The following is a 26,236-nucleotide window of genomic DNA, read 5'->3' as shown; positions in this document are numbered from 1 at the left end:
TGATGCTTCAGGACCGGGCTTCGTCGTACGCCAAGCGCGCTTCCTGTACGTCCTCCAGGCGCCGCTCGGTCCACTCGGCGAGCGCCCGTACTTGCGTACCGACCTCACGTCCGAGGTCGGTGAGCGAGTAGTCGACGCGCGGCGGAATGACCGGCTTCGCGTCGCGGTGCACGAGGCCGTCCCGCTCCAGGGTCTGCAGGGTCTGCGTCAGCATCTTCTCGCTGACCCTGCCGAGGGCCCTGCGCAGCTCACTGAAGCGGTACGAGCGCTCGTCCAGGGCGATCAGGACGAGCACGCCCCAGCGGCTCGTGACGTGCTCCAGGACGAGGCGCTGCGGGCACATCCCCTCGTCCCCGAGGTTCCAGTTACTTACTGCCATGCCAGTACCTTACTTCAAAGTGGGTACTTTCCAATAGTTAGCGCCCGACGTAGGCTCATTGTCAGATCACACCAAAGGCATCAAAGGGAGATACAGGACATGAGCATCGTCGTCACCGGAGCCACCGGAAACCTCGGCCGCCTCGTCATCGACGGGCTGCTCGACGCGCGGATACCCGCCGGGCAGATCGCCGCCGTCGTACGCGACAAGGAGAAGGCCGCCGATCTCGCCGCGCGCGGCGTCGAGCTGCGGATCGCGGACTACTGCACGCCCGGGACCCTCGCCGGTGTCTTCGCCGCGGGCGACAGGGTCCTGCTGATCTCCGGCAGCGAGGTCGGGCAGCGTGTGCCGCAGCACGCGGCGGTGATCGACGCGGCCCGCGCGGCGGGCGTCGCGCTGCTCGCGTACACCGGTGTCCTTGGCGGGCCCGACGCCGACTTCGACCTCGCGGCCGAGCACAAGGAGACCGAGCGGCTCATCCTCGAATCCGGGCTTCCGCACACGTTCCTGCGCAACGGCTGGTACCACGAGAACTACACGGCCAACCTCGCCCCCGTCCTGGAGCACGGCGCCGTCGTCGCCTCCGCGGGCGAGGGCAGGGTCGCCTCCGCCTCGCGCGCCGACTACGCGGCTGCCGCCGTCGCCGTGCTGACCGGTGAGGGCCACGAGGGCAAGGCGTACGAGCTGAGCGGCGATGTCGCGTGGAGCCTGGCCGAGTACGCCGCCGAGATCGCCCGGCAGACCGGCAAGGACATCTCGTACGCGAACGTCCCCGCCGAGCAGAACCTCGCGATCCTGACCGGCGCCGGGCTTCCGGAGCAGTTCGCCGCGATCCTCGTGGACGTGGACTCGGCGATCGAGCGAGGCCTGCTCGCCGGTACGAGCGGCGATCTGGCCCGGCTCATCGGGCGGCCCACGACGCCTGTCGCCGACGCGATCTCGGCCGCGCTCAAGGGCTGAGGCCCGGCGAGGCCGAGGTCATGACCGTTCCCGTGAGACGGGCATGACACGGGGGTGTCTGTGCCGCTACCTTCTTGGGGGCAGTGTGGGCTGCCGCGCACCAAGGAGGGGCCGTGAACGCTGCCGCAGCTGAGCAGTCGAGGGGCGAGCAGCGCATAGGACTCCTGAACGGCTTCGCGGCCTACGGGATGTGGGGCCTCGTGCCCCTCTTCTGGCCCCTGCTCAAGCCGGCCGGGGCGGGCGAGATCCTCGCGCACCGCATGACGTGGTCGCTCGTCGTGGTGGGCATCGCGCTCCTTGTCGTGCGGCGCTGGGCCTGGGCCGGCGAGCTGATCCGGCAGCCGCGCAAACTGGGCCTCGTGACGATCGCCGCGGCGGTCATCACGATCAACTGGGGCGTCTACATCTGGGCCGTGAACTCCGGCCACGTCGTGGAGGCCTCCCTCGGCTACTTCATCAACCCCCTGGTCACCATCGCGATGGGCGTCCTGCTCCTCGGCGAACGGCTGCGTCCCGTGCAGTGGGCGGCCGTCGCCGTCGGCCTCGCGGCGGTCCTCGTACTCGCCTTCGGGTACGGGCAGCCGCCGTGGATCTCGCTCTGCCTCGCCTTCTCCTTCGCCACGTACGGCCTGGTGAAGAAGAAGGTCGGGCTCAGCGGTCTGGAGTCGCTCGCCGCCGAGACCGCCATCCAGTTCCTGCCCGCGGTCGGATTCCTGGTGTGGCTGAGCGTGCGGGGTGACGCCACGTTCGGCGCGGAGGGCTTCGGGCACGGGGCGCTGCTCGCGGCGACCGGTGTGGTCACCGCCATCCCCCTGGTCTGCTTCGGCGCCGCGGCGATCCGGGTGCCGCTCGCGACGCTGGGGATGCTGCAGTACCTGGCGCCCGTCTTCCAGTTCCTGCTGGGCATCCTGTACTTCCATGAGGCGATGCCGCCCGAGCGGTGGGCCGGGTTCGGGCTTGTGTGGCTGGCGCTGACGTTGCTGACCTGGGACGCGGTGCGCGGCGCTCGGCGTAATGCGGTTCGGCTTGCCGCGGTGCGTCAGGCTGCTGTTACGGGGGCCTCCCCCGCCGCCGGGCGGAAGACTGAGCCCGCGGCTTGATGCTGCCGCCTGCCGCCTGCCGTTTTGCGGCTGCGGGTGCGTCGTGGCTGAGCGCGCAGTTCCCCGCGCCCCTTACGGGGCGGTCGCTGGCTCGCTGCGGGCGGTGGGGTGACCGGTTGAGCGGGAGGCGCCGCCGGGCCGTCGGGCGAAACACGTCGGCCCCACCTCCTGCGATTCGGGCGTCATCGTCGCTACCTTCACCCATAAGGGAACAGAAGTGATCGAAAGCGACATGATCTGACCGAGCCCGGCGGGAGGTCGAGGCCCTCGTGTCCGAGACGACGCGTTTGCCTGGCCGCCGCCCCGGCGGTCTCCCCCGCGGCCTCTCCAGCCGGCTCCCCCGCCGCGACGACCTCCCCCTCCTCGCCGTCTGCGCCGCCTTCGCCCTTCTCTCGTCGGCTCTCGTCCCGCTCACCCTGTCTCTCGGCTGGGACGAGATCGTCTACGCCAGCCGCTTCCCGCCGTACGCGCCCGCCACCCCCTTCAGCGCTCCCCGCACCCGCGGCGTCCCGCTGCTCATCTCTCCCGTGGCGACCTGGAGCGACTCGACCGTCCTGCTCAGGGTGTGGCTGACGCTGCTCTCGACCGCCGCCCTCTACCTGGGCTTCTGCCCCTGGCTGCGCGTCCTCGCGCACCGTCCCGCCGCCGTCGGCGTGGCCGCCGGGCTCTACGGAAGCCTCTGGTTCGTGCTGTTCTACGCGAACGCCGCGATGCCGAACCACTACACCGCCATGGGCGTCACGGCGGCGGTCGGGCTCTTCCTCGGGGCACGCCCCGGACGCCTCGCCCTCGCGGGGGTCGCGGCGGGGCTCGCCCTCGCCGCCCTCATGCGCCCCAACGACGGTGCCGCCGTCGCCGCCCCGCTGCTCGCCGCCGCCCTGTTCGTGCCCGCCTGGCGGACACGGGGGCGCGTCCTCGCCGTGGCGGGCGGCGCCCTGGCGGGTCTGCTGCCGTGGGCGGTCGAGGCGTACGTGCGCTTCGGCGGCGTACGCGAACGGCTCAGCGCCGCGAGTGACGTGCAGGGCGGGCTGCGTCCCCTCGCCGCCATCGAGGCCCAGTTCACCGCGCTGGACGGCCCGTTGCTCTGCAGGCCGTGCGCCGCCGACCAGCTCAGGATCGTGGCCGCGGGGTGGTGGATCCTGCTGCCGCTGCTCGTGGCCGCCGGGCTGTGGGCCACGGGGAGGGCGGTCGACGCCGCGGGGCGGGCCGAGCAGGGGACGGCCGACACCACCCGGCGGGCAACCCGCCGCGCCCTCTGGCTGACCGTGGCCGTCGCCCTGGCTGTCGCCCTGCCCTACTTCCTCCTCGTCCCCTACGGAGCCCCCCGCTTCCTCCTCCCCGCCGACGCCCTCCTCGCGATCCCCGCGGCGCTGGGGCTCCTCGCCCTCCTCGACCGGACGAAGCGCGCCGTCACCGTCGCCATCGCCGCCCTCCTCGTCGCCCACCTGGCGGTCCAACTCCCCCTGGCCTTCGGCAACGCCCGTATCCAGGCCGGTGCCCGCGGCGACTGGGCCCGCATCACCGACGTCCTGTACGAGCACGGGGTCCGCGCTCCCTGCCTCCTGAAGGGCAACACCTCGGTGATCCCCATCGCGTACGTCTCCGGATGCTCGGCCGCCGACCACGGGGACCGGCGGCTGCCCGCCGCCCTGGTCCTGCGCGGGCAGGAGCCCCCGCGCTGGGCACGCGACTGGCGGCGCCACCCCGTGCCGGACACCTACGCCCCCGGATGGACCGTGCTCGTGCCGCCGGCGACCGCCTTGCGGAACACGTCGACCGATATGCGCTCTTGACGCACGGTCAAGCTCACCCGCACCATCAGGCACGCCAATTCCGTTCGACGCTCACGGAATTGGCGTAACCCGAGCCCCCGAGCCCCGCACCCCCGAAACTCCCGAACCCTCCGAACCCCCCACGCAACGAACGATCCAACAGAACACGGAGCCCCCCACATGAAGCTCTCCGTTCCCGGACGCGCCACGGCAGCCGCCGTCATAGCCGTCACCGGACTCTTCACCACCAGCGCGATATCCTCCGCGGCCCCCACCCCCACGGCGGCCGCCCCCGACGTCTCCGTGGCCAACGTCCAGGCCCACCTCTCGCAGCTGCAGTCCATCGCCTCGTCCAACGGCGGCAACCGCGCCCACGGCAGCGCGGGCTACAAGGCCTCCGTCGACTACGTGAAGGGCAAGCTGGACGAGGCCGGATTCACCACCTCGCTCCAGGAGTTCACCTCCAACGGCAAGACCGGCTACAACCTCATCGCGGACTGGCCCGGCGGCGACGCCGACCAGGTCGTCATGGCCGGCTCGCATCTCGACAGCGTCGGTTCGGGCCCCGGCATCAACGACAACGGCTCCGGTTCGGCCGCGGTCCTGGAGACCGCGCTCACCGTGGCGCGCGAGCGGTACAAGCCCACCAAGCACCTGCGGTTCGCCTGGTGGGGAGCGGAGGAGCTGGGGCTCGTCGGCTCCTCGCACTACGTCGACAAGCTGCCCGCGGGCGAGCGCTCGAAGATCAAGGACTACCTGAACTTCGACATGATCGGCTCACCGAACCCGGGTTACTTCGTCTACGACGACGACCCCACGATCGAGAAGACCTTCAAGGACTTCTACGGCGGCCTCGACCTCGCCACGGAGCCCGACGAGGAGGGCGACGGCCGCTCGGACCACGCGCCGTTCAAGGACGCGGGCATCCCGGTCGGCGGCCTGTTCAGCGGCGCCGACTACAAGAAGACCGCCGAGCAGGCCCAGAACTGGGGCGGCACGGCCGGCGAGCCCTTCGACAAGTGCTACCACTCCGCGTGCGACACGGAGTCGAACATCGACGGGACCGCGCTCGACCGGAACAGCGACGCCGTGGCGTACGCGGTGTGGGGGCTCTCCGCCTGAAGCCCCCGGCTCGGTTGCCCCCGGACTACCCCCTGGACGCAATTACCTGCGCGTGCATATAGTGCATGCGCAGGTAATCGCACGCCTCACACCCAGGGGGACCCCATGACCCGCAAGTTCCTGTTCGTACTCGGCAGCGCCCGCGCCGACGGCAACTCCGAGACCCTCGCCCGCCAGGCCGCCGAGCAGCTCCCGTCGGACGTCGAGCAGCGCTGGCTGCACCTCGCCGACCACCCGCTGCCCGACTTCGAGGACCGGCGTCACGACAGCACCCGCCCCCGCGCCCGGCCCCGGCCCGTCGGCGACAACGAGGCACTGCTCCTGGACGCCACCCTCGACGCCACGGACATCGTCATCGTGTCGCCCCTGTACTGGTACTCGCTGTCGGCCACCACCAAGCGCTACCTCGATTACTGGGACGCCTGGCTGGAGGTCCCGGAGGTCGACTTCAAGAACGCGCTTGGGGGCCGTGCCCTGTGGGGCGTGACGGCGCTCGCACACAGCGAGGAGGAGGTCGCGGAGCCGCTGATCGGAACGCTGAACCACACCGCCGCCTTCTTCCCGATGCGCTTCGGCGGCGTCCTGCTCGGCAACGGCTCAAGGCCGGGCAACGTGCTCGACGACTCCGGGGCCCTCGCCCGCGCCAAGACGTTCTTCGCGCAGGAACCGCCGCTCGCCCGCTACCCGTACGACAAAGACTGATACTCAGGCAGTGATGTCCTTCGCCCCGAACCTCGCCCACGCCGCCGAGCCGAACAGGGCCGCGTACAGGCCCTGGAGGCCGAGGTTCTTGACCAGCTCGTCCCAGTAGACGGGCTCGCGCATCAGGTCCGCGAAGGACAGCCAGTAGTGCGAGAAGAAGTACGGCTGGATGGCGCCCAACTGGGGGATCTGGTCGAGGATCTGGATCGTGATGAGCAGGCCGACGGTCGTCGCCATCGCCGCGATGCCGCTGCTGGTCAGCGTCGACACGAAGAGGCCGAGCGCCGCCACACCGATCAGTGACGCGGCGACCACGAGGGCGATGAGCAGCGCTCTCAGCAGCCCTTCGCCGAAGCCGATCTGAGTGCCGGAGATCGTGGTGACCTCGCCGACCGGGAAGAGCAACGCCCCGACCGCGAGCGCGGAGACGGCCACGACGAGCGTCGCGACCAGGCAGAACGTCATCGCCGTCGCGTACTTGGCGAGCAGCAGCCTCGTGCGTCCCGCGGGCGCGACCAGGAGATAGCGCAGCGTCCCCGCGCTGGATTCGCCCGCGATGGAGTCGCCGGCGACGACGCCGACCGCCATGGGCAGGAAGAAGGGGAGGGTCGCGGCGAGCGCGGTGAAGACCAGGAACAGGCCGTTGTTGGTCACCTGCGCGATGAACGCCGGGCCCCCTGCCTCGCCGCCCCCGCCCATCGTCGAGCCGTCGCTGGTCTCGATCTTGACGGCGACGCCCACGAGGATCGGCACGGCGGCCAGCACGCCGAGCAGGGCGAGGGTGCGCCAGCGGCGGAAGGTGATGCCCAGCTCACTGCGGAAGAGGCCGAAGGTCCAGATCCGCCGCACTTCCCGCGGGCCGCTCACCTCTCGTACGTCATCGGCTCGTACGTCGTTGCCTCGTGCGTCATCGGCTCGTACGTCATCGACCTCAGCCCGCGACATCGAAACCCTCCCCCGTCAGCGCCACGAACGCGTCCTCCAGCGAGGCCCGTTCGACGCCGAAGCCCCGTACTCGTACGCCCGCCCCGACCAGGGCGGCGTTCAGCTCCGCGAGGTCCGTGCCGGTCTCCGCGCCCGGCGGTTCGCCCGTCACGCGGTCCTCCGTCACGACGAGATCCGTCACGCCGAGCTCCTTCAGGACGCGGGCCGCGTCGCCCGTGTCCGGCGTCGTCACGACAAGACGCCCCCGCGCGCCGGCGGCGAGTTCGGCGACAGGACCCTGGGTGATCAGGCGGCCCTGGGCCATCACCGCCGCATGCGTACAGACCTGCTCGATCTCGTCCAGGAGGTGCGAGGAGAGAAAGACGGTCGTGCCCTCGGACGCCAACTCCCTCACCAGCGCCCGGATCTCGCGCATGCCCTGCGGATCCAGGCCGTTGGTCGGCTCGTCGAGCACGAGGAGTCTGCGCGGCTGGAGCAGCGCGGCCGCGAGGCCGAGGCGCTGCTTCATACCGAGCGAGTACGCCTTCGCCTTCTTGCCCGCGGCGGCCGTCAACCCCACCCGGTCCAGGGCCGATTCGGCGCGGGCGCGGCGGGTGCGCGGGTCCGCGGTCGGGTCGGCGGCGTCGTACCGCAGGAGGTTGTCGCGGCCGGAGAGGAAGCCGTAGAGGGCGGGGCCCTCGATGAGTGCGCCCACGTGCGGGAGCACGGAGCGCGTGTCGCGCGGCATGGGGCGGCCCAGGACCCTGGCCCGGCCGGACGTTGGCTCGATCAGGCCCATCAGCATCCGGATGGTGGTCGTCTTGCCCGAGCCGTTCGGACCGAGGAACCCGAAGACGCTGCCCGCGGGGACGGTGAGGCTCAGGCGGTCCACGGCCAGTTGCTTGCCGTAGCGCTTGGTGAGCGCGGAGGTCTCGATCACGCTGGGCGTCGGGCTGCCGTTCCTTGCCGGCATCTTGTCCTCCCCCGCTCGAAGTCGTGACGGCGGGCCCGAGGTACCTGCCAGGCACCTCGGACCCGCCGCTCAATCGTCGTACCGCACCGCGCTACTTCGCCGCGTTCGCTGCCTTCACCAGCGCGTCCTTCGTTACCGCGCCGGCGTAGACCTTGCCGTCCTCGGTGATGAGGGCGTTGATCAGGCGCGTCTTGAAGACCGTGCCCGAGCCGAAGTCGCCCGTCACCTTGTCGCCGAGCGAGTCGAGGAGCCGCTGCGCGTCCGGCGGAACGTCGCCGGAGCCGCCCGACGGGATGCCCTGGCCGCCCGGCAGTTCCAGCTCGGCGATGGAGTTCCAGCCCTTGCCGATGACGTTCAGACCGTTCAGGCCCTCCTCGCCCTTGAACTCCTCGCCCTTGAACTCCTTGCCGCCGTCCTTGAAGCCGTGCTTCTCGCCCTCGGCCTCGTCGCCTTCCGTGACCTTCGCGCCCTTGGGCGGCGTGAAGTCGAAGGTCGACGCGGCCGGCTTGCCGAAGTCGACCTTGGTGAAGCCCGCGTCGACGACCGCGCTGCCGCCGCCCGCCGGGGTGAGCGTGAACTTCAGCGGCGTACCGGTCTTGGAGTCCACGGCGACCGTGATCTGGCCGACCGTCGAGCCGGACTGCTTGGGCTTGATGACCAGGCGGTAGGCGTCACGTCCCGCGACCTGCGCGGTGCCGTCCACCTTCACCGACGTCGTGTCGTCGACCGCCTTCAGTGCTTCCTCGGCCAGCTCCTTGGGCGTGGACGGGACGTCCTTGGGGAGGTCCTTCTTGCCGGAACCCTTGCCGGAATCCTTGCCGGAGTCCCCGGCCTTGCCCGCCGACTTGGAGTGGTACGCCTCGTTCGACTTGCTGTCGTAGGCCCACACGTCGTCGCCGTTGTGGATCAGGCTGTACTCGGCCGCGTCGTCCAGGACGGACAGCTTCTGCTTGTCGGGGCCGTCGGCGGCGACGCGCAGGGTGTGCGTGCCGGTGGCCAGCTCCATCAGCTTGGACTGCGGGTCCGCGGCCGAGCCCTCGCCGTCCCCGCCGCCGCCATCGCCGCCCGAGCCGCTGCCCGGAGCGAAGCCGCCGGCCATGTCGCCGCCGAAGGACGGAAGACCGAGGTCGGTGCTGATCTTCACGGTGCCCGAGAGGTGCTCCGTGTCCGACGCGGCGATCTTCTCGATGAGTTCCTGCGCGGTGACGTCGGGCAGCTTGGGGTCGCCCGACGTGGCGAGCGCCGGGACGAGCCCGATGGTCGCCGCCGCCACCCCCGCCACCGCGACGGGAACCACGTAACGCGCCGCCTTGCGGCGGGCCGCGCGCAGCTCCCCGGTCTCGCTGGTGTTCTGCTCCGGTTCGTACGGTGCCATTGTGTGCCCTACCTCCGTGGTCGGCGGCGGCCTTCCCAGTACGTGCGTGCGTCCACTCCGCGCCGCCATTCTCACCCGAATAGGTCAGGAGTGGTTGTTCTTGCTGGACCTTGTTGTTCTCCATACGACCAAATCGGCCAGCCAGAAGCGTCAGACCCCGGGATCAACTCCACGTACTGCTCTGGGATGACACAGAGGGGCGGCACCTCCCCCAACCAGTAGGGGAAGCGCCGCTTCAGCCTCAGGGGCTCAGCGCTGCACGAACACGTAATCCGCCTTGTACGGCACCTTCGCGATGGCGCCCGGCTTGCAGGAACCCGCCGGTGCGACCCCGCCCTCGGTGTTCAGGCGCAGGGTCTCCGCGGTGCCCGCGAGCAGCCCGCGCGGCTTTCCGGTCTGCGTTGCGGCCAGGTCGAGTTCGGGGATGTTCTTGTCGCCGTTCGGGGTCCTGGAGATCAGCTTGCCGGTGACCTGGCTGCGGTCGGGGGCGGTCCAGCGCGGGGTGCCCGAGTTGGGGGCGACGAAGTCGTGCGCGATGCCGGCGCCGAGCCTCGCCCGCACGTCACGCTGGGCGAAGGCGAACTTGCCGGAGCCGTCATCGGCCTTCTTGCACTCGTAGATCTGCTCGCCCTGGAGCACGGGCGCCTGGAAACTGGCCGCCGCGTCACGGAAGTCGAAGTCCGTGGTCACCTTGTGGAGCTGGCCGCGGACCGCGCCGCCGGGGAACTGGGTGGTGTGCAGATTGGCGTAGAAGCTGCCCGGGTCCGTCTTCAACTGCTTGAGCAGTGCCGCGTCGTGGACCTTGACCGAGCCGCTGACGCGATGCCCCTTGCTCTTGCCGAGCAGCTCGGTGAAGTCGACCTTGACGCCGCCGTTGGTGCCCTTGGCGCCCTGGTGGATGTGGAGGGCGGTCGGCTTGCCTGTGCCGCTCCACTTGACGGTGACCGACACCTTGTCGCCCTCGACCTTGACGAATTCGAGCGCCCGGCCGTCCTTGTCGCCGACCGCGGGGCCGCCCTGCGTCGGCACCTCGTTCGCGCCGTTCATGCTCGCCGCGAAGATCGCCCCGCCGGTGTCACTGCCGCCGTGCGCGGCTGCGGGCGTCGCCACGACCGCCACGCCCGCCACGCCCGCCACGGCGACCACGACGGCGGAGCCCAAAGTGCCCAATGTGCCCAGGGTGCCCAAAGTGCCCAGAGTGCCTGTCATCCGAAATCTCCCCGTACCTGAGCCGACGCCCCACTGCGTCAGCTTCCGGGCATAGGTACGGAATGACCCCGATCCTGGACTCAATCCAAGACAGACGAGGGAATGTGACCTCAGTCACACATCAGCCACATCCCCGACCGGGCCTCAGCCCGCCCGGTGCACCACCAGATCGCAGAGCTCGACGAGCGCCGCCTTCGCGTCGCAGTCCCGCAGCGGCGCGAGCGTGTCCCGCGCCTCCTCCGCGTACCGCACGGTGTCCTTGCGCGCCTGCTCAAGAGCCGGGTGGACCCGCAGTCGCGCCAGCGCCTCCGCGTGCCGCGCGTCGTCCGTCAGGTCGGAGTCCAGGAGCTCGCACAGGGCGATGTCCTCGGGGAGCCCGAGCTTCTCCACCCGCTCACGCAGGCGCAGGACCGGAAGGGTGGGAATGCCCTCGCGCAGATCGGTGCCGGGGGTCTTGCCCGACTCGTGCGAGTCGGAGGCGATGTCCAGTACGTCGTCGGCGAGCTGGAAGGCGACGCCGAGCCGCTCGCCGTACTGGGTCAGGACGTCCACGACGGTCTCGTCGGCGCCCGACATCATGGCGCCGAAACGACACGCCACGGCGACGAGCGAGCCGGTCTTGCCGCCGAGCACGTCGAGGTAGTGGTCGACCGGGTCGCGGCCCTCGCTCGGCCCAGCCGTCTCCAGGATCTGGCCGGTGACCAGGCGTTCGAACGCCTCCGCCTGGATGCGGACGGCGTCCGGGCCGAGGTCGGCCAGGATGTACGAGGCGCGGGCGAACAGGAAGTCACCCGTGAGGACGGCGACGGAGTTGCCCCAGCGCTGGTTGGCGCTCTCGACCCCGCGGCGCACGTCCGCCTCGTCCATCACGTCGTCGTGGTAGAGCGTCGCGAGGTGCGTGAGCTCGACGACGACGGCGGAGGGCACGACGCCCGGCGCGTACCGATCGCCGAACTGCGAGGCGAGCATCACGAGGAGCGGCCTGAACCGCTTGCCGCCCGCGCGCACCAGATGCTGCGCGGCCTCCGTGATGAAGGGGACCCCGCTTTTGGTGGCGTCGAGCAGACCTTCCTCGACGGCCGCCAATCCGGCCTGGACATCGGCTTCGAGAGCCTGGTCCCGCACGCTGAGGCCGAAGGGCCCGACGACGGTCACGAGGGGTTCTCCTGTCTGCTGACGATCACAAGTCGGTCACTCGGTCGATCATCACTCGGTCGATCTTTGCGTGATGATCGCTTCGATGACACGGTTTGTCGATGTGTCGCTGCCATCACTCAAGTCAGCGTATCCGGTCGCCTTTCGATCACAGTGGGCACCCGCCTGTGCAATGCCGCCCAGGCGACGCGTAGTGACCACCGGTATGTTCTTGATCAGCTGATACGACCCAGAACTACCGGGAGCAGACCCTTTGTCCCGCACTGAGCCCGACACCGAGCCGCCCGCGGAGCCGCCGACGGAGCCGCCGCCCGGCGACGACCACGCCTTCTTCGGGCAGCCGCGCGGGCTGCTCACCCTGTCGGGTCTCGAGGTCTGGGAGCGCTTCTCGTTCCTCGGCATGCAGGCCATCCTCGTCCTGTACTTCGCGGACTCCGTCGCCAACGACGGAATGGGCATGGATTCCGGAACCGCCGCCTCGGTGTCGGCGGCGTACGGAACGCTCGTCTATCTGGTGTCGGTGGCGGGCGGCTGGCTCGCCGACCGCATCCTCGGCTCGTACCGCGCGGTCCTGTGGGGCGGCATCCTCATCGCCTGCGGCCACTACTCGATGGCCGTGCCGACGGCGACGATGACCTGGGTCGGGCTCGGCCTGATCAGCGCGGGCACCGGCCTCCTCAAGCCGAACGTCGCCTCGATGGTCGGCAAGCTCTACCGCACCGACGACGACCGGCGCGACGCGGGCTTCGCGCTGTACTACATGGGCATCAACATCGGCGCCTTCGCGGGACCGCTGATCACCGGCTGGCTCGGCGACCACAAGGGCTGGCACTGGGGCTTCTCGGCGGCCGCGATCGGCATGACCTTCGGTCTGATCCAGTACGTCCTCGGCCGCCGTCACCTCGCCGGACGCAAGGCGGCGGCCGAGTTCGCGCTGCCCAAGGACGCGATGCGCCGCGCGGTCGTCCTGATCGTCGCGGGCGTCGTCGTGTTCGCCGCCCTCGCGGGTCTGCTCGCCGCCGTCGGCTGGCTGACGATGGACCGCTTCGTCGACCTGCTCACCCTGATCTCGGTGATCGCGCCGATCGTCTACTTCGTGGTGATGTTCCGCAGCCCACGGGTGACGTCCGAGGAACGCGGCCGCCTCAAGCCGTACGTGGTGCTCTTCGTCGCCTCGGTCGTCTTCAACTTCATCCTCTTCCAGGCGTACTCGACGATGATCCTGCTGGCGTCGACGAACGCCGAGACCGCGATCTTCGGCTTCACGTTCCCCGCGAGCTGGTACGCCTCCGCGCTCGGGGCGTTCGAGGTCGCGCTCGCCCCCGTCGTCGCCGCGGTCTGGGCCCGGATGGGCCACAGCCAGCCGCACGCCTCCAACAAGATCGCGTTCGGCGTGATCCTGGGCGGCCTGTCGTTCCTCCTGATGGTCCTGCCGACCTCGGGGCACAGCGACGACACGTACAAGATGGCGGTCTGGTGGATCGTCGGCTCGTACCTGCTGCTCGGTCTCGGCGACATCCTCGTGGAGACCTCGGGCATGTCGGCCACGACGAAGCTCGCTCCCAAGGCGTTCGCCAGTCAGACCATGGCCCTCTGGTTCCTCTCGCTCGCCCTCGCCAACGGCATCCAGGCGCAGATCGTGAAGCTCTACGGAGAGGTCTCCAACCCGGCGTACTTCGGCGTGAACGGCGCGATCGCGGTGGCCGCCGGTGTGGCCGTCGTCCTGCTCGCCCCGTGGCTCCGCCGCACCATGCACCCCGTCCACTGAGGACACTGAGGTTCCCGCCATGCAGATTCGCACTTCCTTCCCGTACGAGACCACCCACGAGGACGTCCAGGTACCCCTCCAGGACGGGACCAAGCTGTACGCGCGCATCTGGCGCCCGGTGACGGACGAACCCGTCCCCGCGCTCCTGGAGTACCTCCCCTACCGCCTGAGTGACTGGACGGCGCCGCGCGACTGGCAGCGCCACCCCTGGTACGCGGGCCACGGCTACGCCTCCGTGCGCGTGGACGTGCGGGGCCACGGCAACTCGGAGGGCATGCCCGGCGACGAGTACGACGCCGTGGAGCTTGCCGACGGGGTCGAGGTCGTCAACTGGCTCGCCGCGCAGCCCTGGTGCTCCGGCAAGGTCGGCATGTTCGGCATCTCCTGGGGCGGCTTCAACTCCCTCCAGATCGCGGCCCTCGCGCCCGAGCCGCTCAAGGCGGTCATCACGGTCTGCTCCGCGGACGACCGCTATGACAACGACGTGCACTACATGGGTGGTTCCGTCCTGGCCGTGGACATGCACGCGTGGGCGGCGACGATGCTCGCCTTCGTCTCCCGCCCCCCGGACCCGCTGTTCGTCGGCGACCGCTGGCGTCAGATGTGGGAGAACCGCCTCGAAGCGGTCGATCCCTTCATCCACACCTGGCTGGACCACCAGACCCGTGACGCCTACTGGCAGCACGGCAGCGTCTGCGAGGACTACTCGGCGATCAGCGCGGCGGTGCTCGCGGTGGGCGGCTTCCACGACCCCTACCGGGACACGGTCCTGCGCCTGGTCGAGCATCTGCCGGGGGACGTACGGGGGTTGATCGGGCCGTGGTCGCACCAGTACCCGGACCGGGGTCTGCCGCCGGGCCCGGCGATCGGCTTCCTCCAGGAGACGCTGAGGTGGTGGGACCACCACCTCAAGGGCATCGACACGGGCATCATGGCGGAGCCGAAGCTCCGCTCCTGGATCAGCGACTCGCACCCGCCGGCGACGGTGTACGCGGAGCTGCCGGGCGGCTGGGTCGGTGACCCGTCCTGGCCGTCCCCGAACGTCACCCCGACCTCGTACGCCCTCCAGGGCACGCCCATGGTGGTCAACTCCCCCCAGCACACGGGCCTGGACGCGGGCCGCTACTTCCCCTTCGGCAACGACGCGGACCTGCCGCCGGACCAGCGGGACGAGGACGCGAAGTCGGCGTGCTTCGAGTTCGAGGTCCCCTCGGCCGTACGCATCCTGGGCCGCCCCAAGGTGACGCTGCGCCTGAAGATGGACGTCCCGGCCGGCCAGGCGATCGCGCGGGTGTGCGACGTGGCCCCGGACGGTTCGTCGACCCTGGTGACGAGGGGCGTACTGAACCTCTCCGCCCGCAACGGCCGTGACCGTGTGACTCCGTGGCCGGTGGGTGAGACGGAGGAAGTGGCCTTCGAACTGAACGCGATCGGCCACACGTTCCCGCCGGGACACCGGATCAGGCTCGCGGTGTCGTCGGCGTACTGGCCGTGGATCTGGCCGCAGGCCGACTCGGCGGGCTTCGTCCTCGACCCGGCGGGCAGCGCGCTGGAACTCCCGGTGCGGGAGGGTGACTTGGACCCCTCCATCTCCTTCGCCGCTCCCGAGCAGTCGGAGCCGCTGGAGGTGGTCCACCCGGCGACGCTCGACGAGCCGCGCCCCGAGCGCCTGGTCGTACGCGATGTGGCGAAGGGCGAGTGGCGCCTGGAGGTGGACCCGCGCTACGGCGGTACGCGCGTCTACCCGGACGGCCTCGAATTCACCGAGGACGCGGTGGAGACGTACACGATCAACGAGTCCGACCCCCTCAGCGCCCGCACCCGCTCCGACTGGACGATCCGCCTGCACCGGCCGGAACTGGCGTGGGACGTGTCGATCAAGTCCCGCTCCGAGATCACGTGCGACGCGACGGACTTCATCACCTCGAACGAAGTGGTGTGCAAGGACGGCGACGAGGTGGTGTTCCACAGGACGTGGGAGAAGCGCATCCCGAGGACGGCGGGCTAGCGGCCTTCACTCCCCGCGCGGGCCTCGCGCGGGAACAGCCGCTCGAGCACGACGGCCACGCCATCGTCCTCATTGGACGAAGTCACCTCGTCGGCGGCCGACTTGAGGTCGGGGTGGGCGTTGGCCATGGCGACACCGCGGGCCGCCCACACGAACATCGGCACGTCATTGGGCATGTCCCCAAAGGCGATGGTGTCTTCCGCCGCCATCCCGAGCCGCTCGGCGGCGAGGGCGAGCCCGGTCGCCTTCGTCACCCCGCGCGGCTGGAGCTCGACGGTGCCGGGACCGGACATGGTGACGGTGGCGAGGGGCCCGACGGCCTCGCGCGCGACGGCGGCCAACTCGTCGTCGGTCAGCTCGGGATGGCGCAGGAGCACCTTGCTGATGGGCTCGGCCCACAGCGCGTCCCGCCCCTTCACGCGCACGGCGGGCAGGGTGGGGTGCGGCATCAGATATCCGGGCTCGATGAGGGTGAGCCCGTCCACGCCGTCCTGGTCGACGGCGGCGTAGACCTGCCCGACCTCCGCCTCGATCTTCCCGAGCGCGGCCTCGGCAAGCTCGCGGTCGAGCGTCACGGACCAGACCATGCGGTCGGCCCCGGAGTCGTACAACTGCGCGCCCTGCCCACAGACGGCGAGGCCTCCGCTTCCCAGATCGTCGAGGAGCGGCTTCACGCGCGGCGCGGGCCGCCCGGTCACGACCAGGTGGCGCGCCCCCGCCGCGGCCGTCGCCGCCAGCACGGCCAACGACCGGTCGGAGACGGTGTCGTCACCGCGCAGCAGCGTTCCGTCCAGGTCAGTGGCGATGAGTGAATATGCGAGGGGTGCAGCCATGATCCAGAGAATACGGATCCCGAGCGATGCTGAAAGCAACGTCACAGGAGCTGTGACGAGCGGAGTGCGCTGGTCGCACAACCGGCGCTCGGAGGATTCACTTGGACGTGTCGCCAAGAACGGCTCCTACGGTAGGACTTGACCTCGACACCCGCCCGGAGAAGAGCATGACGAACGAGTCCGTCGCATCCGTCGCACCCCTGAAGCGGTCAGCATTCCTGATGCCGCTCGACGACGGCATGCTCGAATACTTCCGAGAGATCGTCGACGAAGCGGTGACCCGCTTCGGGGTCTCCCGTGCGGAGGCTGTGGCCCGCGTGAACGAGAGGTACGGAGAGCTGGAGATCTCCCCGTACCCGGACCTCATGTGCCACGAACTGCCGGAGTACTGGGTCTACGGCTTGTACGAAGACGACCGCTGATACGCGCCGCACGTCACCTCAGCCGTACGCCCGCCCCAGATGCCCCGCCAAGCGCGGCGAGGCGAACTCCGTGCCGCACACGAAACGCATCACCGGGCCGTACGACGCTGCCGCGGGAAGGCCCGTGAAGTAGAGGCCCGGAACCGATGAGACATAGCCCGGGCCCAGCTTCGGTGTGCCTCGGCTCACCGCCAGGCGGGCGCGGAGGGCCGGGCCCAGGAAGTCCATCGCGGCGATGTCCACGCGGTAGCCCGTCGCCGCTATGACGTGATCGGCGGAGAGATCCCGGATGCGGCCGCCCAGGGTCTCAAGGCGCAGGACGGGGCCGCCGTCCCGGACGTCCGCCGATATGAGGCGGCGGACCTCGTGCGTCTCGACCTTGCCCTCGAAGCGGTCGCGCAGCCACCACGCGCCCAGGGGGCCGAGGATGCGGCGGACCAGGAAGTGGCGGGCCTGCGGGGGCAGATAGCGGTAGGGGTGGGGGTAGTAGCTGATCGCGTACAGCGACCAGGCGCGGCCGAAGGGCGACTCGGGGCGCAGCTTCGGCTGCTCCCACGGAGGCGCCCCGAAGGCCACCGATCCCTTGCCGCGCGCCACCACCCGTACGTTCGCGCCCGCTTCGGCGGCGAGCGCGGCCGTCTCCAGGGCCGACTGACCCGCGCCGACCACGATCAGCTCACGCCCCGCGAACCGCGACAGGTCACTGTGCTGCGAGCTGTGCGAGACGGGCCCTGTGGGGGTCGGCCCGTCCGGTGCCGCGGCGGCGAGCGCTGGCGGCAGCTGTGCGAGGCCCGAGAGGCCGGTCGCGACCACCACCGCGCGGGCGGTGAACTGCTCGCCGGAGTCGAGCTTCAGGTCGAAGCCCGCCGTGCCCCTGCGGTCGATCGACACCACCCGCACCTGCTCCAGGTCGGGCACGAGCTTCTCCTTGAACCACTCCCCATAGGCGACGAAGGTCTCGATCGGGATGATGTCCTCGTCGGTGACGAGACGCGGTATGCCCGCCGCGTCGCAGTAGTCGACGAGGTTGTGGCCGCGCTGCGGCGCGTCGATGTTCGAGGCCACGGGGGTCGATTTCAGGAGCATGCCCGCGGGCATGTTCGCGCGCCAACTCACCATCGGGTCGCCGAAGACCCGCACCGGAATGCCCCGGGCCCGCAGATGGGCCGCGGTGGACAGGCCGAACGGCCCCGCTCCGATGACTGCTACTGGATGGATCACGAAGTCCCTCCCCAGGACGTCACTTACCGCGTGTGCCTACTTCGTGTGGTGCTGGATTCAGTTGTGTCGCTCTGCCCGGTCAACTGTGCCGCTCTGCGCGGTCAACTCGTCGTACTGCCGTGTTTGTTGGTCCGCCACAGCTGATACAGATGCTTCGCCCCCGGCCGCACGAACCGCGCGAGCATCGTGAAGAACGGCTTCATGTCGTCCGCCGCGAGCCACGCCAGTTCCGTGCCGCTCGCGTGCGGGGGCGCGTGCGGCGTCGTGTAACCACTGCGGCGGTAGGCGAGGAGAGCGGGCAGGTCGATGTTCTCCACGATGTACCGATGGCCGGCGCGCTGTTCCCCCTCGGGAACCGGGCGGCCAGTCAGGTGCAGGTGCATCGCGCGGACGACGTCGATCCCGGACTCGCTCTCGAAGAGCCGGAACTGCGCGCCCATGCGGGGGTTGAAGTCGAGCAGTTTGTACTGACCGTCGCGCCGGTCGAAGCGGAGGTCGAGGTCGATGACGCCGGTGAAGCCGATCTGTTTGATGAAACGTGCGGCGAGGTCCGCGAGTTCCGGATTGTCGACGACGTACGCATTCGCCGTCATTCCCGCGTGCGGCGGCCAGGAGCGCACCTTGACGCCCGTGAACAGCGCGCGCGGCTCCGAATCCGCGTCGAAGTACGCGTGCACGATCCAGTCCTCGGCCTGCTCCCGCGGCAGATACTCCTGGAGTATCACGCCGGGCCGCTCGCCCCAGTCACGGGCGAGGCCTAGCAGGCCCTCAAGGGTCTCTATGCGCGTCGTCCCGTTCACCGCGGGCCGGGAGCGGCGCGTGAACGCCTCGCGGTTCTTGGCGACCACCGGGAATGCCGCCGCGGCGGCGAACTTCACTATGTCCCCGTAACTTTCGGGGAAGGACGTGGCAGGCGAGGCGATGCCGTGCTCGACGCACAGCTCGTGCAGGCCCTGCTTGCTGGCGAGGCGGCGGGGTAACTCCGGCTCCACGCGGGGGAAGAGGAACCCCGCCCCGCTCAGCGGCTCCTGGTGCTCGGCGATGAGGACGGCCGCTTCCTCGTCGGTCGGGATCAGGACCGTGGGCCTGCCGATGCGGCGCGCGACGCGCAGCATCCCGTCGACGAGCCGCTCCGGTTCCTCCGCCCCGGTGGTCGGCCAGGGAAAGGCGCCGGTGAGATGGCGGGAGGCCGCGGCCGGTGTGTAACGGTCCTCCGTGATCGCGTACATGGGCACGCCGAGCCGCCCGAGGCTGCGGATCGCTCCCACACCGCCGTGGTGCAACGGATAACTGCCGAACTTCACGATCAGGCCGGGCACCTCACGGTCCACCGCGAAGGGCACGCTGTCATTCCCCATGGCCACGGGTCCCCCCACGTGTCCCTCCGTATGACCCGGACCCACCCCGTCCGCGTCCCCCAAAAGGACGCTAAGCCGGAACTGACCACTCCAGCAAGGTTTATTCGGACATTGCGAACTCTTTAGACACTGCCCCAACCGGAGGTTCCCACGTAACGTGTGGCACACCCATATGGAAAGCGAGGCAGGTACGCATGTCCGAGCACACCCCGCTCGATCCGGCCGGGAGCGACCCTTCCGTCCGCTCCGTAGGCGACCCCTTCGCTCTCGCGGAGGGCGATCCCTTCGGGCCGCACAATCTCCCGTACGGCGTGTTCTCCCTGGCCGGGGACGCCGCCGGGGCCGCGGAGCGCCGGGTCGGCGTACGACTCGGTGATCATGTCCTCGACGCGGGCGCCGCTGCCGCGGCGCTCGGCTCGCCCTATGTCTCGCTGCTCGCCAGGCCCACGCTCAACCCGCTGCTCGCCGCGGGCCGCACGGCATGGTCCGATGTGCGACGCGCGCTCACCGCGTGGGTGACGATCCCGGCGCACCGCGAGGTCGTGCGCCCCCTTCTGCACCCCCTGTCCGAGGTCACGCTGCACCTCCCCTTCGAGGTCGCGGACTATGTGGACTTCTATGCCTCCGAGCACCACGCGACCCACCTGGGGCAGATCTTCCGCCCGGACGCACCGACCCCACTGACCCCCAACTGGAAGCACCTGCCGATCGGTTACCACGGCCGGTCCGGCACCGTTGTGGTCTCGGGGACTGAAGTGGTACGCCCGACGGGGCAGCGCAAGGCTCCCGCGGAGACGGCGCCGGTCTTCGGACCCTCCGTCCGCCTCGACATCGAGGCCGAGGTCGGCTTCGTCGTGGGTACGCCGTCGGAGCTGGGCACTCCGGTGCCGCTCGCGGACTTCCGGGAGCATGTCTTCGGGCTGACCCTCCTCAACGACTGGTCGGCGCGCGACATCCAGGCCTGGGAGTACGTGCCCCTCGGCCCCTTCCTCGGCAAGTCCTTCTGCACATCGGTCTCGGCGTGGATCACCCCCCTGGAGGCCCTGGACGCGGCGCGGGTCGCCCCTCCGGAGCGCACACACGAACTCCTCCCCTACCTGGACGACTCGGCGGAGTCCGTCGCCGACGAGCCCGGCGGCTACGACCTGCGCATCACCGTGACTCTGAACGGCCACGTCATCTCCGAGCCGCCCTTCTCCACCGTCTACTGGACGGCCGCCCAGCAGCTGGCCCACATGACGGCGAACGGCGCGTCCCTGCGCACGGGCGACCTGTACGGCTCGGGCACGGTGAGCGGACCCGCCGAGGGGCAGTACGGCTCCCTGATCGAGATCACCTGGAACGGCCGCGACCCGCTTGTCCTTCCGGACGGGAAGCGGACGTTCCTTGAGGATGGCGACGAAGTCACGCTCACGGCGTGGGCCCCGGGTCCGGACGGGACGCGGGTGGGCCTCGGCGAGGTTTCTGGCAGGGTCGCCTCGGCGCGGTGAGGTTGCCGGCCGGGGGTGTAGCCACCCCCGGCCCCTTGCGCACGGGGTCGCCGCAGCATCGTCGTGGCTGGGCGCGCAGTTCCCCGCGCCCCTCCGGGGCCCGAGCCGCGGTCTAGAAGTCGTCCGGGGGCTCCGGCCACTCCTCCTCAGGGGGCGCCGGAGCCTCGGTCGGCGCCGGAGCAGCCGTGCCGTCCAGCTCCGCCAGGACCTCCAGCACGCCCTCCCCGTACGTCGCCAGCTTCTTCTCGCCTAGGCCACTGACCCCGCCCAGCTCCGCCAGGGTCGTGGGCCGCAGCGTGGCGATCTCCCGCAGCGTGGCGTCGTGGAAGATCACGTACGCGGGCAGGCCCAGCTCCTTGGCCTGCGCACCGCGCCACGCCCGCAGCGCCTCGAACACCGGCACCGCTTCCTGAGGCAGCTCGGCGACGGCCGCAGCGGCCTTCGCCTTCCGTTCCCCCTTCGCGGCCTTCGCCGCGGCGGGCCGCTTCGGCTCCTTGCGCAACCGCACCTCCCGCTCCCGGCCGAGGACGGAACCGCTCTCCTCGGTCAGGACCAGCGTGCCGTACTCCCCCTCGACCGCAAGGAGACTCTGCGCCAGCAACTGCCGCACCACACCCCGCCATTCGGCCTCCGCGAGCTCCTCGCCGATGCCGAAGACCGAGAGCTGGTCGTGGTCGAACTGGATGACCTTCGCGGTCTTCTTGCCGAGCAGGATGTCGATGATCTGGCCCGCGCCGAACTTCTGGCCGCGCTCACGCTGGAGCCGCACGATCGTGGAGAGGACCTTCTGCGCCGGGACCGTGCCGTCCCAGGTCTCCGGGGGTGTGAGGCACGTGTCGCAGTTGCCGCAGGACGAGCCGTCCGCATCCTGGCCGAAGTACGTGAGGAGCTGGGCCCTGCGGCACTGGGCCGTCTCGCACAGCGCCAGCATCGAGTCCAGATGCGAGGCCGCCCGGCGGCGGAACGCCTCGTCGCCCTCGCTGCCCTGGATCATCTTCCGCTGCTGGACGACGTCTTGCAGGCCATACGCCATCCAGGCCGTGGAGGGCAGTCCGTCGCGTCCCGCGCGGCCCGTCTCCTGGTAGTACCCCTCGACCGACTTCGGCAGGTCGAGGTGGGCGACGAACCGGACGTCCGGCTTGTCGATGCCCATGCCGAAGGCGATCGTGGCGCAGACGACCAGGCCCTCCTCGCGCAGGAAACGGGACTGGTGGGCGGCGCGCATCCTGCCGTCCAGACCCGCGTGGTAGGGCACAGCCTCGATGCCGTTCTTGCACAGGAACTCGGCGGTCTTCTCGACCGAATTGCGCGAGAGGCAGTAGACGATTCCCGCGTCGCCCGCGTGCTCCTCCTTGAGGAAGGACAGGAGCTGCTTCTTCGGCTCGGCCTTCGGCACGATGCGGTACTGGATGTTGGGCCGGTCGAAGCTCGCCACGAAGTGCTTGGCGTCCGGCATGCCGAGCCGCTCGGTGATCTCCCGGTGCGTGGCGTGCGTCGCCGTCGCCGTCAGGGCGATCCGCGGCACGTCGGGCCAGCGCTGGCCGAGCAGGGAGAGCGCCAGGTAGTCGGGGCGGAAGTCGTGGCCCCACTGCGCGACGCAGTGCGCCTCGTCGATCGCGAAGACGGAGATCTTGGCGCGCGAGAGCAGATCGAGCGTCCCCTCCAGGCGAAGCCGCTCCGGCGCCAGATACAGCACGTCGAGCTCCCCCGCGAGGAACTCGGCCTCCATCACGCGCCGCTCGTCGAAGTCCTGCGTGGAGTTGATGAACCCGGCCCGCACGCCGAGTGCCCGCAGCGCGTCCACCTGGTCCTGCATGAGCGCGATGAGGGGCGAGATGACCACGCCGGTGCCGGGCCGGACCAGGGCCGGGATCTGATAGCAGAGCGACTTGCCGCCACCGGTCGGCATCAGCACGACGGAGTCCCCGCCCGCGACCACATGCTCGATGATCGCTTCCTGCTCACCGCGGAACGCGTCATACCCGAAGACGCGGTGCAGCGTCCGCAGGGCGTCACTCTCCGCCACCGCGCTCGGTACGGCCACCTCACTCATGCCATCGATCCCATCCATCGCCCTGCCCCCGTACGTCGCGCTTCGACCACAGACTCCACGATAGGGCTCCGCACCGACACCTCAGGAAGTTATCCACAGGCCGCAGCCCGGCACCCCTGTCGGACGGGGTGCCGGGCGGCGGCGAGTAGAACAGGTGGACTACTGGAACAGGGGGCTACCGGACGAAGACCCCCGCCTGGTTCGCCAGATCCAGGAAGTACTGCGGGGCCACGCCAAGGACCAGCGTCACCGCGACGCCCACGCCGATCGCCGTCATGGTCAGCGGCGAGGGCACGGCGACGGTCGGACCGTCCGCCTTCGGCTCGCTGAAGAACATGAGCACGATCACGCGGATGTAGAAGAAGGCGGCGATCGCGGACGAGATCACACCGACCACGACAAGGGCACCGGCTCCGCCCTCCGCCGCCGCCTTGAACACCGCGAACTTTCCGGAGAACCCGGAGGTCAGCGGAATGCCGGCGAAGGCGAGCAGGAACACCGCGAAGACGGCGGCGACCAGTGGCGAGCGCCGCCCGAGCCCCGCCCACTTCGACAGGTGCGTGGCCTCGCCGCCCGCGTCCCGCACCAGCGTGACCACCGCGAACGCGCCGATCGTCACGAAGGAGTAGGCCCCCAGGTAGAAGAGGACCGACGAGATGCCGTCCGGCGTCATGGCGATGACACCGGCGAGGATGAAGCCCGCGTGGGCGATCGAGGAGTACGCGAGGAGCCGCTTGATGTCGGTCTGCGTGATCGCGACGATCGCGCCGGCCAGCATCGTGAGGATCACGACGCCCCACATCACCGGGCGCCAGTCCCAGCGAAGGCCCGGCAGGACCACGTACAGGAGCCGGAGCAGCGCGCCGAAGGCGGCGACCTTCGTCGCGGCTGCCATGAAGCCGGTGACCGGGGTGGGCGCGCCCTCGTACACGTCCGGGGTCCACATGTGGAACGGCACCGCGCCGACCTTGAAGAGCAGACCCATGACGATCATCGCCGCGCCGATCAGGAGCAGCGCGTCGTTGCCCATGGTGTCGGCGAGCGCCGGGTTGACCTCCTGGATGCTGCCGTCGATGACCTTGGCGATCGTGCCGTACGACACCGAGCCCGCGTACCCGTAGAGCAGGGCGATCCCGAAGAGCAGGAACGCCGAGGAGAACGAGCCGAGCAGGAAGTACTTGACGGCGGCTTCCTGGGACATCAGGCGCTTGCGGCGGGCGAGCGCACAGAGGAGGTAGAGCGGCAGTGAGAAGACCTCGAGGGCGATGAAGAGCGTCAGGAGGTCGTTCGCCGACGGGAAGACGAGCATGCCGCCGATCGCGAAGAGCGCCAGCGGGAACACCTCGGTGGTGGTGAACCCGGCCTTCGTGGCGGCCTTTTCACCCTCGCTGCCCGGCACCGCACCGGCCTGCGCCACGAACGAGTCGACGCGCTTGCCGTGCGCCACCGGGTCCAGCCGCCGCTCGGCGAAAGTGAAGATCGCGACGAGCCCTGCCAGGAGGATCGTGCCCTGGAGGAAGAGCGCGGGTCCGTCGACGGCGATCGCGCCCATCGCCGCGATGTGCGCCTTCGTCGTGCCGTACCCGGTCGCGGCGAGCCCGACGACCGCGGCGAAGGCCGCGGTGAGGGCGACGACCGCCAGGAACACTTGCACGTAATAACGGGATTTGCGCGGCACGAAGGCCTCGATGAGGATCCCGAGAACCGCCGCGCCGATGACGATCAAGGTCGGTGACAGCTGCGCGTACTCGATCGTGGGAGTGTCGATCTTGTCGATCTGATCCTGGGGCGCCGCGGCCGACGCCATTGTCCACAGGCTGTGGACGGCTGATGCGCTCACTTGGCCGCCTCCACGTCGGGCTTCGGGTCCTTCTGCTGTACGTCGGACATGGTGTGCTTGACCGCCGGGTTGACCAGGTCGGTGAGCGGCTTCGGGTAGACGCCGAGGCCGATCAGGAGCGCGATCAGCGGTGCGACGACCACGAGTTCACGCACCCGCAGGTCCGGCATGGCCGAGACCTCCGGCTTCACCGGGCCCGTCATCGTCCGCTGGTAGAGGACGAGGGTGTAGAGCGCGGCGAGCACGATGCCGATGGTGGCGATGATCCCGACCACCGGATAGCGCGCGAACGCGCCCACCAGGACCAGGAATTCACTCACGAACGGCGCGAGACCCGGCAGCGAGAGCGTCGCGAGGCCGCCGATCAGGAAGGTGCCCGCGAGCACCGGCGCGACCTTCTGCACCCCTCCGTAGTCCGCGATGAGCCGCGAACCGCGCCGCGAGATCAGGAAGCCGGCCACCAGCATCAGGGCGGCGGTCGAGATCCCGTGGTTGACCATGTAGAGCGTCGCGCCGGACTGGCCCTGCGAGGTCATCGCGAAGATGCCGAGAATGATGAAACCGAAGTGCGAGATCGACGCGTACGCCACCAGGCGCTTGATGTCGCGCTGGCCGACCGCGAGCAGCGCCCCGTAGATGATGCTGATCAGCGCGAGCACGAGGATGACCGGCGTCGCCCACTTGCTCGCCTCGGGGAAGAGTCCGAGGCAGAAGCGCAGCATCGCGAAGGTGCCGACCTTGTCGACGACCGCCGTGATCAGTACGGCGACCGGGGCCGTGGCCTCGCCCATCGCGTTCGGCAGCCAGGTGTGCAGCGGCCACAGCGGCGCCTTCACCGCGAAGGCGAAGAAGAAGCCGAGGAAGAGCCACCGCTCGGTGCTCGTCGCCATGTCCAGGGTGCCGTTGGCCCGCGCCTCGGTGATCTCCTGGAGCGAGAAGTTCCCCGCCACCACGTAGAGCCCGATGACGGCGGCCAGCATGATCAGACCGCCGACCAGGTTGTAGAGGAGGAACTTCACGGCCGCGTACGAGCGTTGCGCCGAGGCCTTCTCGTCGCTGCCCGCGTGGGCACGGTCCCCGAAGCCGCCGATGAGGAAGTACATCGGGATGAGCATGGCTTCGAAGAAGATGTAGAAGAGGAAGACGTCGGTGGCCTCGAAGGAGAGGATCACCATCGCCTCGACGGCCAGGATCAGGGCGAAGAAGCCCTGGGTCGGCCGCCACCGCGAGGACTTCGTCTCCAGGGGATCGGCGTCGTGCCAGCCCGCGAGGATGATGAAGGGGATCAGGAGCGCGGTGAGCGCGATGAGGGCGACACCGATGCCGTCCACACCCAGTTCGTACCGCACCCCGAATTCCGCGATCCACGAACGGGACTCGGTGAGTTGATAGCGGGCCCCGTCGGGGTCGAACCGCACGAGCACGGTCACGGCGAGCGCGAGCGTGGCGAGCGACACGAGCAGCGCGAGCCACTTGGCGGCGGTGCGCCGGGCGGCCGGGACGGCCGCCGTGGCGATCGCGCCGATCGCGGGCAGGGCCGCCGTCGCTGTCAGCAGAGGAAAGGACATCGGT

21 protein-coding genes are annotated in these 26,236 nt (G+C 70.0%); 9 read left to right on the top strand and 12 right to left on the bottom strand.

The genetic code is table 11. From position 1 onward, the window contains the following. Nucleotides 1-7 precede the first annotated feature (7 nt). Nucleotides 8-379 (bottom strand): winged helix-turn-helix transcriptional regulator, encoded by a 372-nt coding sequence (locus E5671_RS27590; protein WP_160506608.1) that lies wholly within the window; start codon nt 377-379, stop codon nt 8-10. Between the two features lie 99 nt (nt 380-478). Between E5671_RS27590 and E5671_RS27585 the strand changes: the two genes are divergently transcribed. The 5 genes from E5671_RS27585 (at nt 479) to E5671_RS27565 (ending at nt 6,035) form a co-directional block, all read left to right on the top strand. Beyond that, on the top strand, nt 479-1,339 hold the full coding sequence (locus tag E5671_RS27585) for an NAD(P)H-binding protein (protein ID WP_160506607.1): 861 nt from the start codon (nt 479-481) through the stop codon (nt 1,337-1,339). 188 nt (nt 1,340-1,527) lie between these two features. Beyond that, nucleotides 1,528-2,439, top strand: a complete 912-nt coding sequence (gene rarD / locus E5671_RS27580) for an EamA family transporter RarD (protein WP_160510450.1) — start codon at nt 1,528-1,530, stop codon at nt 2,437-2,439. Nucleotides 2,440-2,708: 269 nt separating this feature from the next. Then, a complete protein-coding gene (locus E5671_RS27575) occupies nt 2,709-4,232 on the top strand; it encodes a hypothetical protein (RefSeq protein WP_336605862.1) in 1,524 nt (507 codons plus the stop codon). A gap of 159 nt (nt 4,233-4,391) precedes the next feature. Then, nucleotides 4,392-5,333 carry a M28 family metallopeptidase gene (locus tag E5671_RS27570; RefSeq protein ID WP_160506606.1) on the top strand — a complete coding sequence of 314 codons (942 nt, stop codon included), beginning with the start codon at nt 4,392-4,394 and terminating at the stop codon, nt 5,331-5,333. Nucleotides 5,334-5,438: 105 nt separating this feature from the next. Then, nucleotides 5,439-6,035: a flavodoxin family protein gene (locus tag E5671_RS27565; RefSeq protein WP_160506605.1), complete on the top strand. Its 597-nt coding sequence runs from the start codon at nt 5,439-5,441 to the stop codon at nt 6,033-6,035. A 3-nt stretch (nt 6,036-6,038) separates the two neighbouring features. On the opposite strand, the gene E5671_RS27560 is transcribed toward E5671_RS27565, so the two are convergent. From E5671_RS27560 to E5671_RS27540, 5 genes are all read right to left on the bottom strand, one after another. Continuing rightward, complete coding sequence (locus E5671_RS27560; protein ID WP_160506604.1) at nt 6,039-6,980, bottom strand: ABC transporter permease; 942 nt, start codon at nt 6,978-6,980, stop codon at nt 6,039-6,041. Continuing rightward, nucleotides 6,967-7,932 (bottom strand): ABC transporter ATP-binding protein, encoded by a 966-nt coding sequence (locus E5671_RS27555; RefSeq protein WP_160506603.1) that lies wholly within the window; start codon nt 7,930-7,932, stop codon nt 6,967-6,969. Before E5671_RS27555 ends, E5671_RS27560 begins: the two co-directional genes overlap by 14 nt. A gap of 91 nt (nt 7,933-8,023) precedes the next feature. Next, complete coding sequence (locus E5671_RS27550) at nt 8,024-9,307, bottom strand: LolA family protein (protein WP_160506602.1); 1,284 nt, start codon at nt 9,305-9,307, stop codon at nt 8,024-8,026. A gap of 249 nt (nt 9,308-9,556) precedes the next feature. Beyond that, nucleotides 9,557-10,516, bottom strand: coding sequence for a CHRD domain-containing protein (locus E5671_RS27545; protein WP_160506601.1), 960 nt, complete (start codon nt 10,514-10,516; stop codon nt 9,557-9,559). A gap of 144 nt (nt 10,517-10,660) precedes the next feature. Continuing rightward, the gene (locus tag E5671_RS27540; protein WP_160506600.1) at nt 10,661-11,671 is read right to left on the bottom strand and encodes a polyprenyl synthetase family protein; all 1,011 of its coding nucleotides are present in this window, start codon (nt 11,669-11,671) and stop codon (nt 10,661-10,663) included. Nucleotides 11,672-11,924: 253 nt separating this feature from the next. Here E5671_RS27540 and E5671_RS27535 point away from each other — a divergent pair, with 253 nt between their 5' ends. Both E5671_RS27535 and E5671_RS27530 read left to right on the top strand, forming a co-directional pair. Then, the gene (locus tag E5671_RS27535; RefSeq protein WP_160506599.1) at nt 11,925-13,439 is read left to right on the top strand and encodes a peptide MFS transporter; all 1,515 of its coding nucleotides are present in this window, start codon (nt 11,925-11,927) and stop codon (nt 13,437-13,439) included. A gap of 19 nt (nt 13,440-13,458) precedes the next feature. Next, entirely contained in the window at nt 13,459-15,447 is a 1,989-nt protein-coding gene (locus E5671_RS27530; protein ID WP_160506598.1) for a CocE/NonD family hydrolase, read from the top strand. Here E5671_RS27530 and E5671_RS27525 read toward each other — a convergent pair. After that, nucleotides 15,444-16,280 carry an HAD family hydrolase gene (locus tag E5671_RS27525; protein ID WP_160506597.1) on the bottom strand — a complete coding sequence of 279 codons (837 nt, stop codon included), beginning with the start codon at nt 16,278-16,280 and terminating at the stop codon, nt 15,444-15,446. The genes E5671_RS27530 and E5671_RS27525 overlap by 4 nt on opposite strands. Nucleotides 16,281-16,447: 167 nt before the next feature. Here E5671_RS27525 and E5671_RS27520 point away from each other — a divergent pair, with 167 nt between their 5' ends. Beyond that, the gene (locus E5671_RS27520; RefSeq protein ID WP_237330251.1) at nt 16,448-16,702 is read left to right on the top strand and encodes a hypothetical protein; all 255 of its coding nucleotides are present in this window, start codon (nt 16,448-16,450) and stop codon (nt 16,700-16,702) included. An 18-nt stretch (nt 16,703-16,720) separates the two neighbouring features. Here the strand turns inward: E5671_RS27520 and E5671_RS27515 are convergent, their stop codons facing one another. Beyond that, entirely contained in the window at nt 16,721-17,923 is a 1,203-nt protein-coding gene (locus E5671_RS27515; RefSeq protein ID WP_160506596.1) for an FAD-dependent oxidoreductase, read from the bottom strand. 101 nt (nt 17,924-18,024) lie between these two features. Then, on the bottom strand, nt 18,025-19,281 hold the full coding sequence (locus tag E5671_RS27510) for a carboxylate--amine ligase (RefSeq protein WP_160506595.1): 1,257 nt from the start codon (nt 19,279-19,281) through the stop codon (nt 18,025-18,027). Between the two features lie 194 nt (nt 19,282-19,475). Between E5671_RS27510 and fahA the strand changes: the two genes are divergently transcribed. Continuing rightward, the gene (gene fahA, locus E5671_RS27505) at nt 19,476-20,771 is read left to right on the top strand and encodes a fumarylacetoacetase (RefSeq protein ID WP_160506594.1); all 1,296 of its coding nucleotides are present in this window, start codon (nt 19,476-19,478) and stop codon (nt 20,769-20,771) included. A gap of 112 nt (nt 20,772-20,883) precedes the next feature. Here the strand turns inward: fahA and recQ are convergent, their stop codons facing one another. The 3 genes from recQ to E5671_RS27490 form a co-directional block, all read right to left on the bottom strand. Next, entirely contained in the window at nt 20,884-22,824 is a 1,941-nt protein-coding gene (gene recQ, locus E5671_RS27500) for a DNA helicase RecQ (RefSeq protein ID WP_160506593.1), read from the bottom strand. A gap of 175 nt (nt 22,825-22,999) precedes the next feature. After that, nucleotides 23,000-24,664: an NADH-quinone oxidoreductase subunit NuoN gene (gene nuoN / locus E5671_RS27495; RefSeq protein WP_160506592.1), complete on the bottom strand. Its 1,665-nt coding sequence runs from the start codon at nt 24,662-24,664 to the stop codon at nt 23,000-23,002. Next, a complete protein-coding gene (locus E5671_RS27490) occupies nt 24,661-26,232 on the bottom strand; it encodes an NADH-quinone oxidoreductase subunit M (RefSeq protein WP_160506591.1) in 1,572 nt (523 codons plus the stop codon). The genes nuoN and E5671_RS27490 overlap by 4 nt, the downstream gene beginning before the upstream one ends. Nucleotides 26,233-26,236 lie beyond the last annotated feature (4 nt).

Origin of the sequence: Streptomyces sp. BA2, assembly GCF_009769735.1 — a bacterium.
Classification (GTDB): domain Bacteria; phylum Actinomycetota; class Actinomycetes; order Streptomycetales; family Streptomycetaceae; genus Streptomyces.
The sequence above is the reverse complement of the archived record's forward strand: the minus strand, read 5'-3'. Positions and strand labels throughout refer to the sequence as shown.

Bases quoted from the DNA above. Each gene is read 5' to 3' on its own strand.
- E5671_RS27565 (WP_160506605.1), top strand. From the start codon at position 5,439: ATGACCCGCAAGTTCCTGTTCGTACTCGGCAGCGCCCGCGCCGACGGC.
- recQ (WP_160506593.1), bottom strand. From the start codon at position 22,824: ATGAGTGAGGTGGCCGTACCGAGCGCGGTGGCGGAGAGTGACGCCCTG.
- E5671_RS27570 (WP_160506606.1), top strand. From the start codon at position 4,392: ATGAAGCTCTCCGTTCCCGGACGCGCCACGGCAGCCGCCGTCATAGCC.
- rarD (WP_160510450.1), top strand. From the start codon at position 1,528: ATGTGGGGCCTCGTGCCCCTCTTCTGGCCCCTGCTCAAGCCGGCCGGG.
- E5671_RS27510 (WP_160506595.1), bottom strand. From the start codon at position 19,281: ATGGGGAATGACAGCGTGCCCTTCGCGGTGGACCGTGAGGTGCCCGGC.
- E5671_RS27545 (WP_160506601.1), bottom strand. From the start codon at position 10,516: ATGACAGGCACTCTGGGCACTTTGGGCACCCTGGGCACATTGGGCACT.
- fahA (WP_160506594.1), top strand. From the start codon at position 19,476: ATGTCCGAGCACACCCCGCTCGATCCGGCCGGGAGCGACCCTTCCGTC.
- E5671_RS27520 (WP_237330251.1), top strand. From the start codon at position 16,448: ATGACGAACGAGTCCGTCGCATCCGTCGCACCCCTGAAGCGGTCAGCA.
- E5671_RS27585 (WP_160506607.1), top strand. From the start codon at position 479: ATGAGCATCGTCGTCACCGGAGCCACCGGAAACCTCGGCCGCCTCGTC.
- E5671_RS27525 (WP_160506597.1), bottom strand. From the start codon at position 16,280: ATGGCTGCACCCCTCGCATATTCACTCATCGCCACTGACCTGGACGGA.
- E5671_RS27555 (WP_160506603.1), bottom strand. From the start codon at position 7,932: ATGCCGGCAAGGAACGGCAGCCCGACGCCCAGCGTGATCGAGACCTCC.
- E5671_RS27530 (WP_160506598.1), top strand. From the start codon at position 13,459: ATGCAGATTCGCACTTCCTTCCCGTACGAGACCACCCACGAGGACGTC.
- E5671_RS27590 (WP_160506608.1), bottom strand. From the start codon at position 379: ATGGCAGTAAGTAACTGGAACCTCGGGGACGAGGGGATGTGCCCGCAG.
- E5671_RS27490 (WP_160506591.1), bottom strand. From the start codon at position 26,232: ATGTCCTTTCCTCTGCTGACAGCGACGGCGGCCCTGCCCGCGATCGGC.
- E5671_RS27550 (WP_160506602.1), bottom strand. From the start codon at position 9,307: ATGGCACCGTACGAACCGGAGCAGAACACCAGCGAGACCGGGGAGCTG.
- E5671_RS27560 (WP_160506604.1), bottom strand. From the start codon at position 6,980: ATGTCGCGGGCTGAGGTCGATGACGTACGAGCCGATGACGCACGAGGC.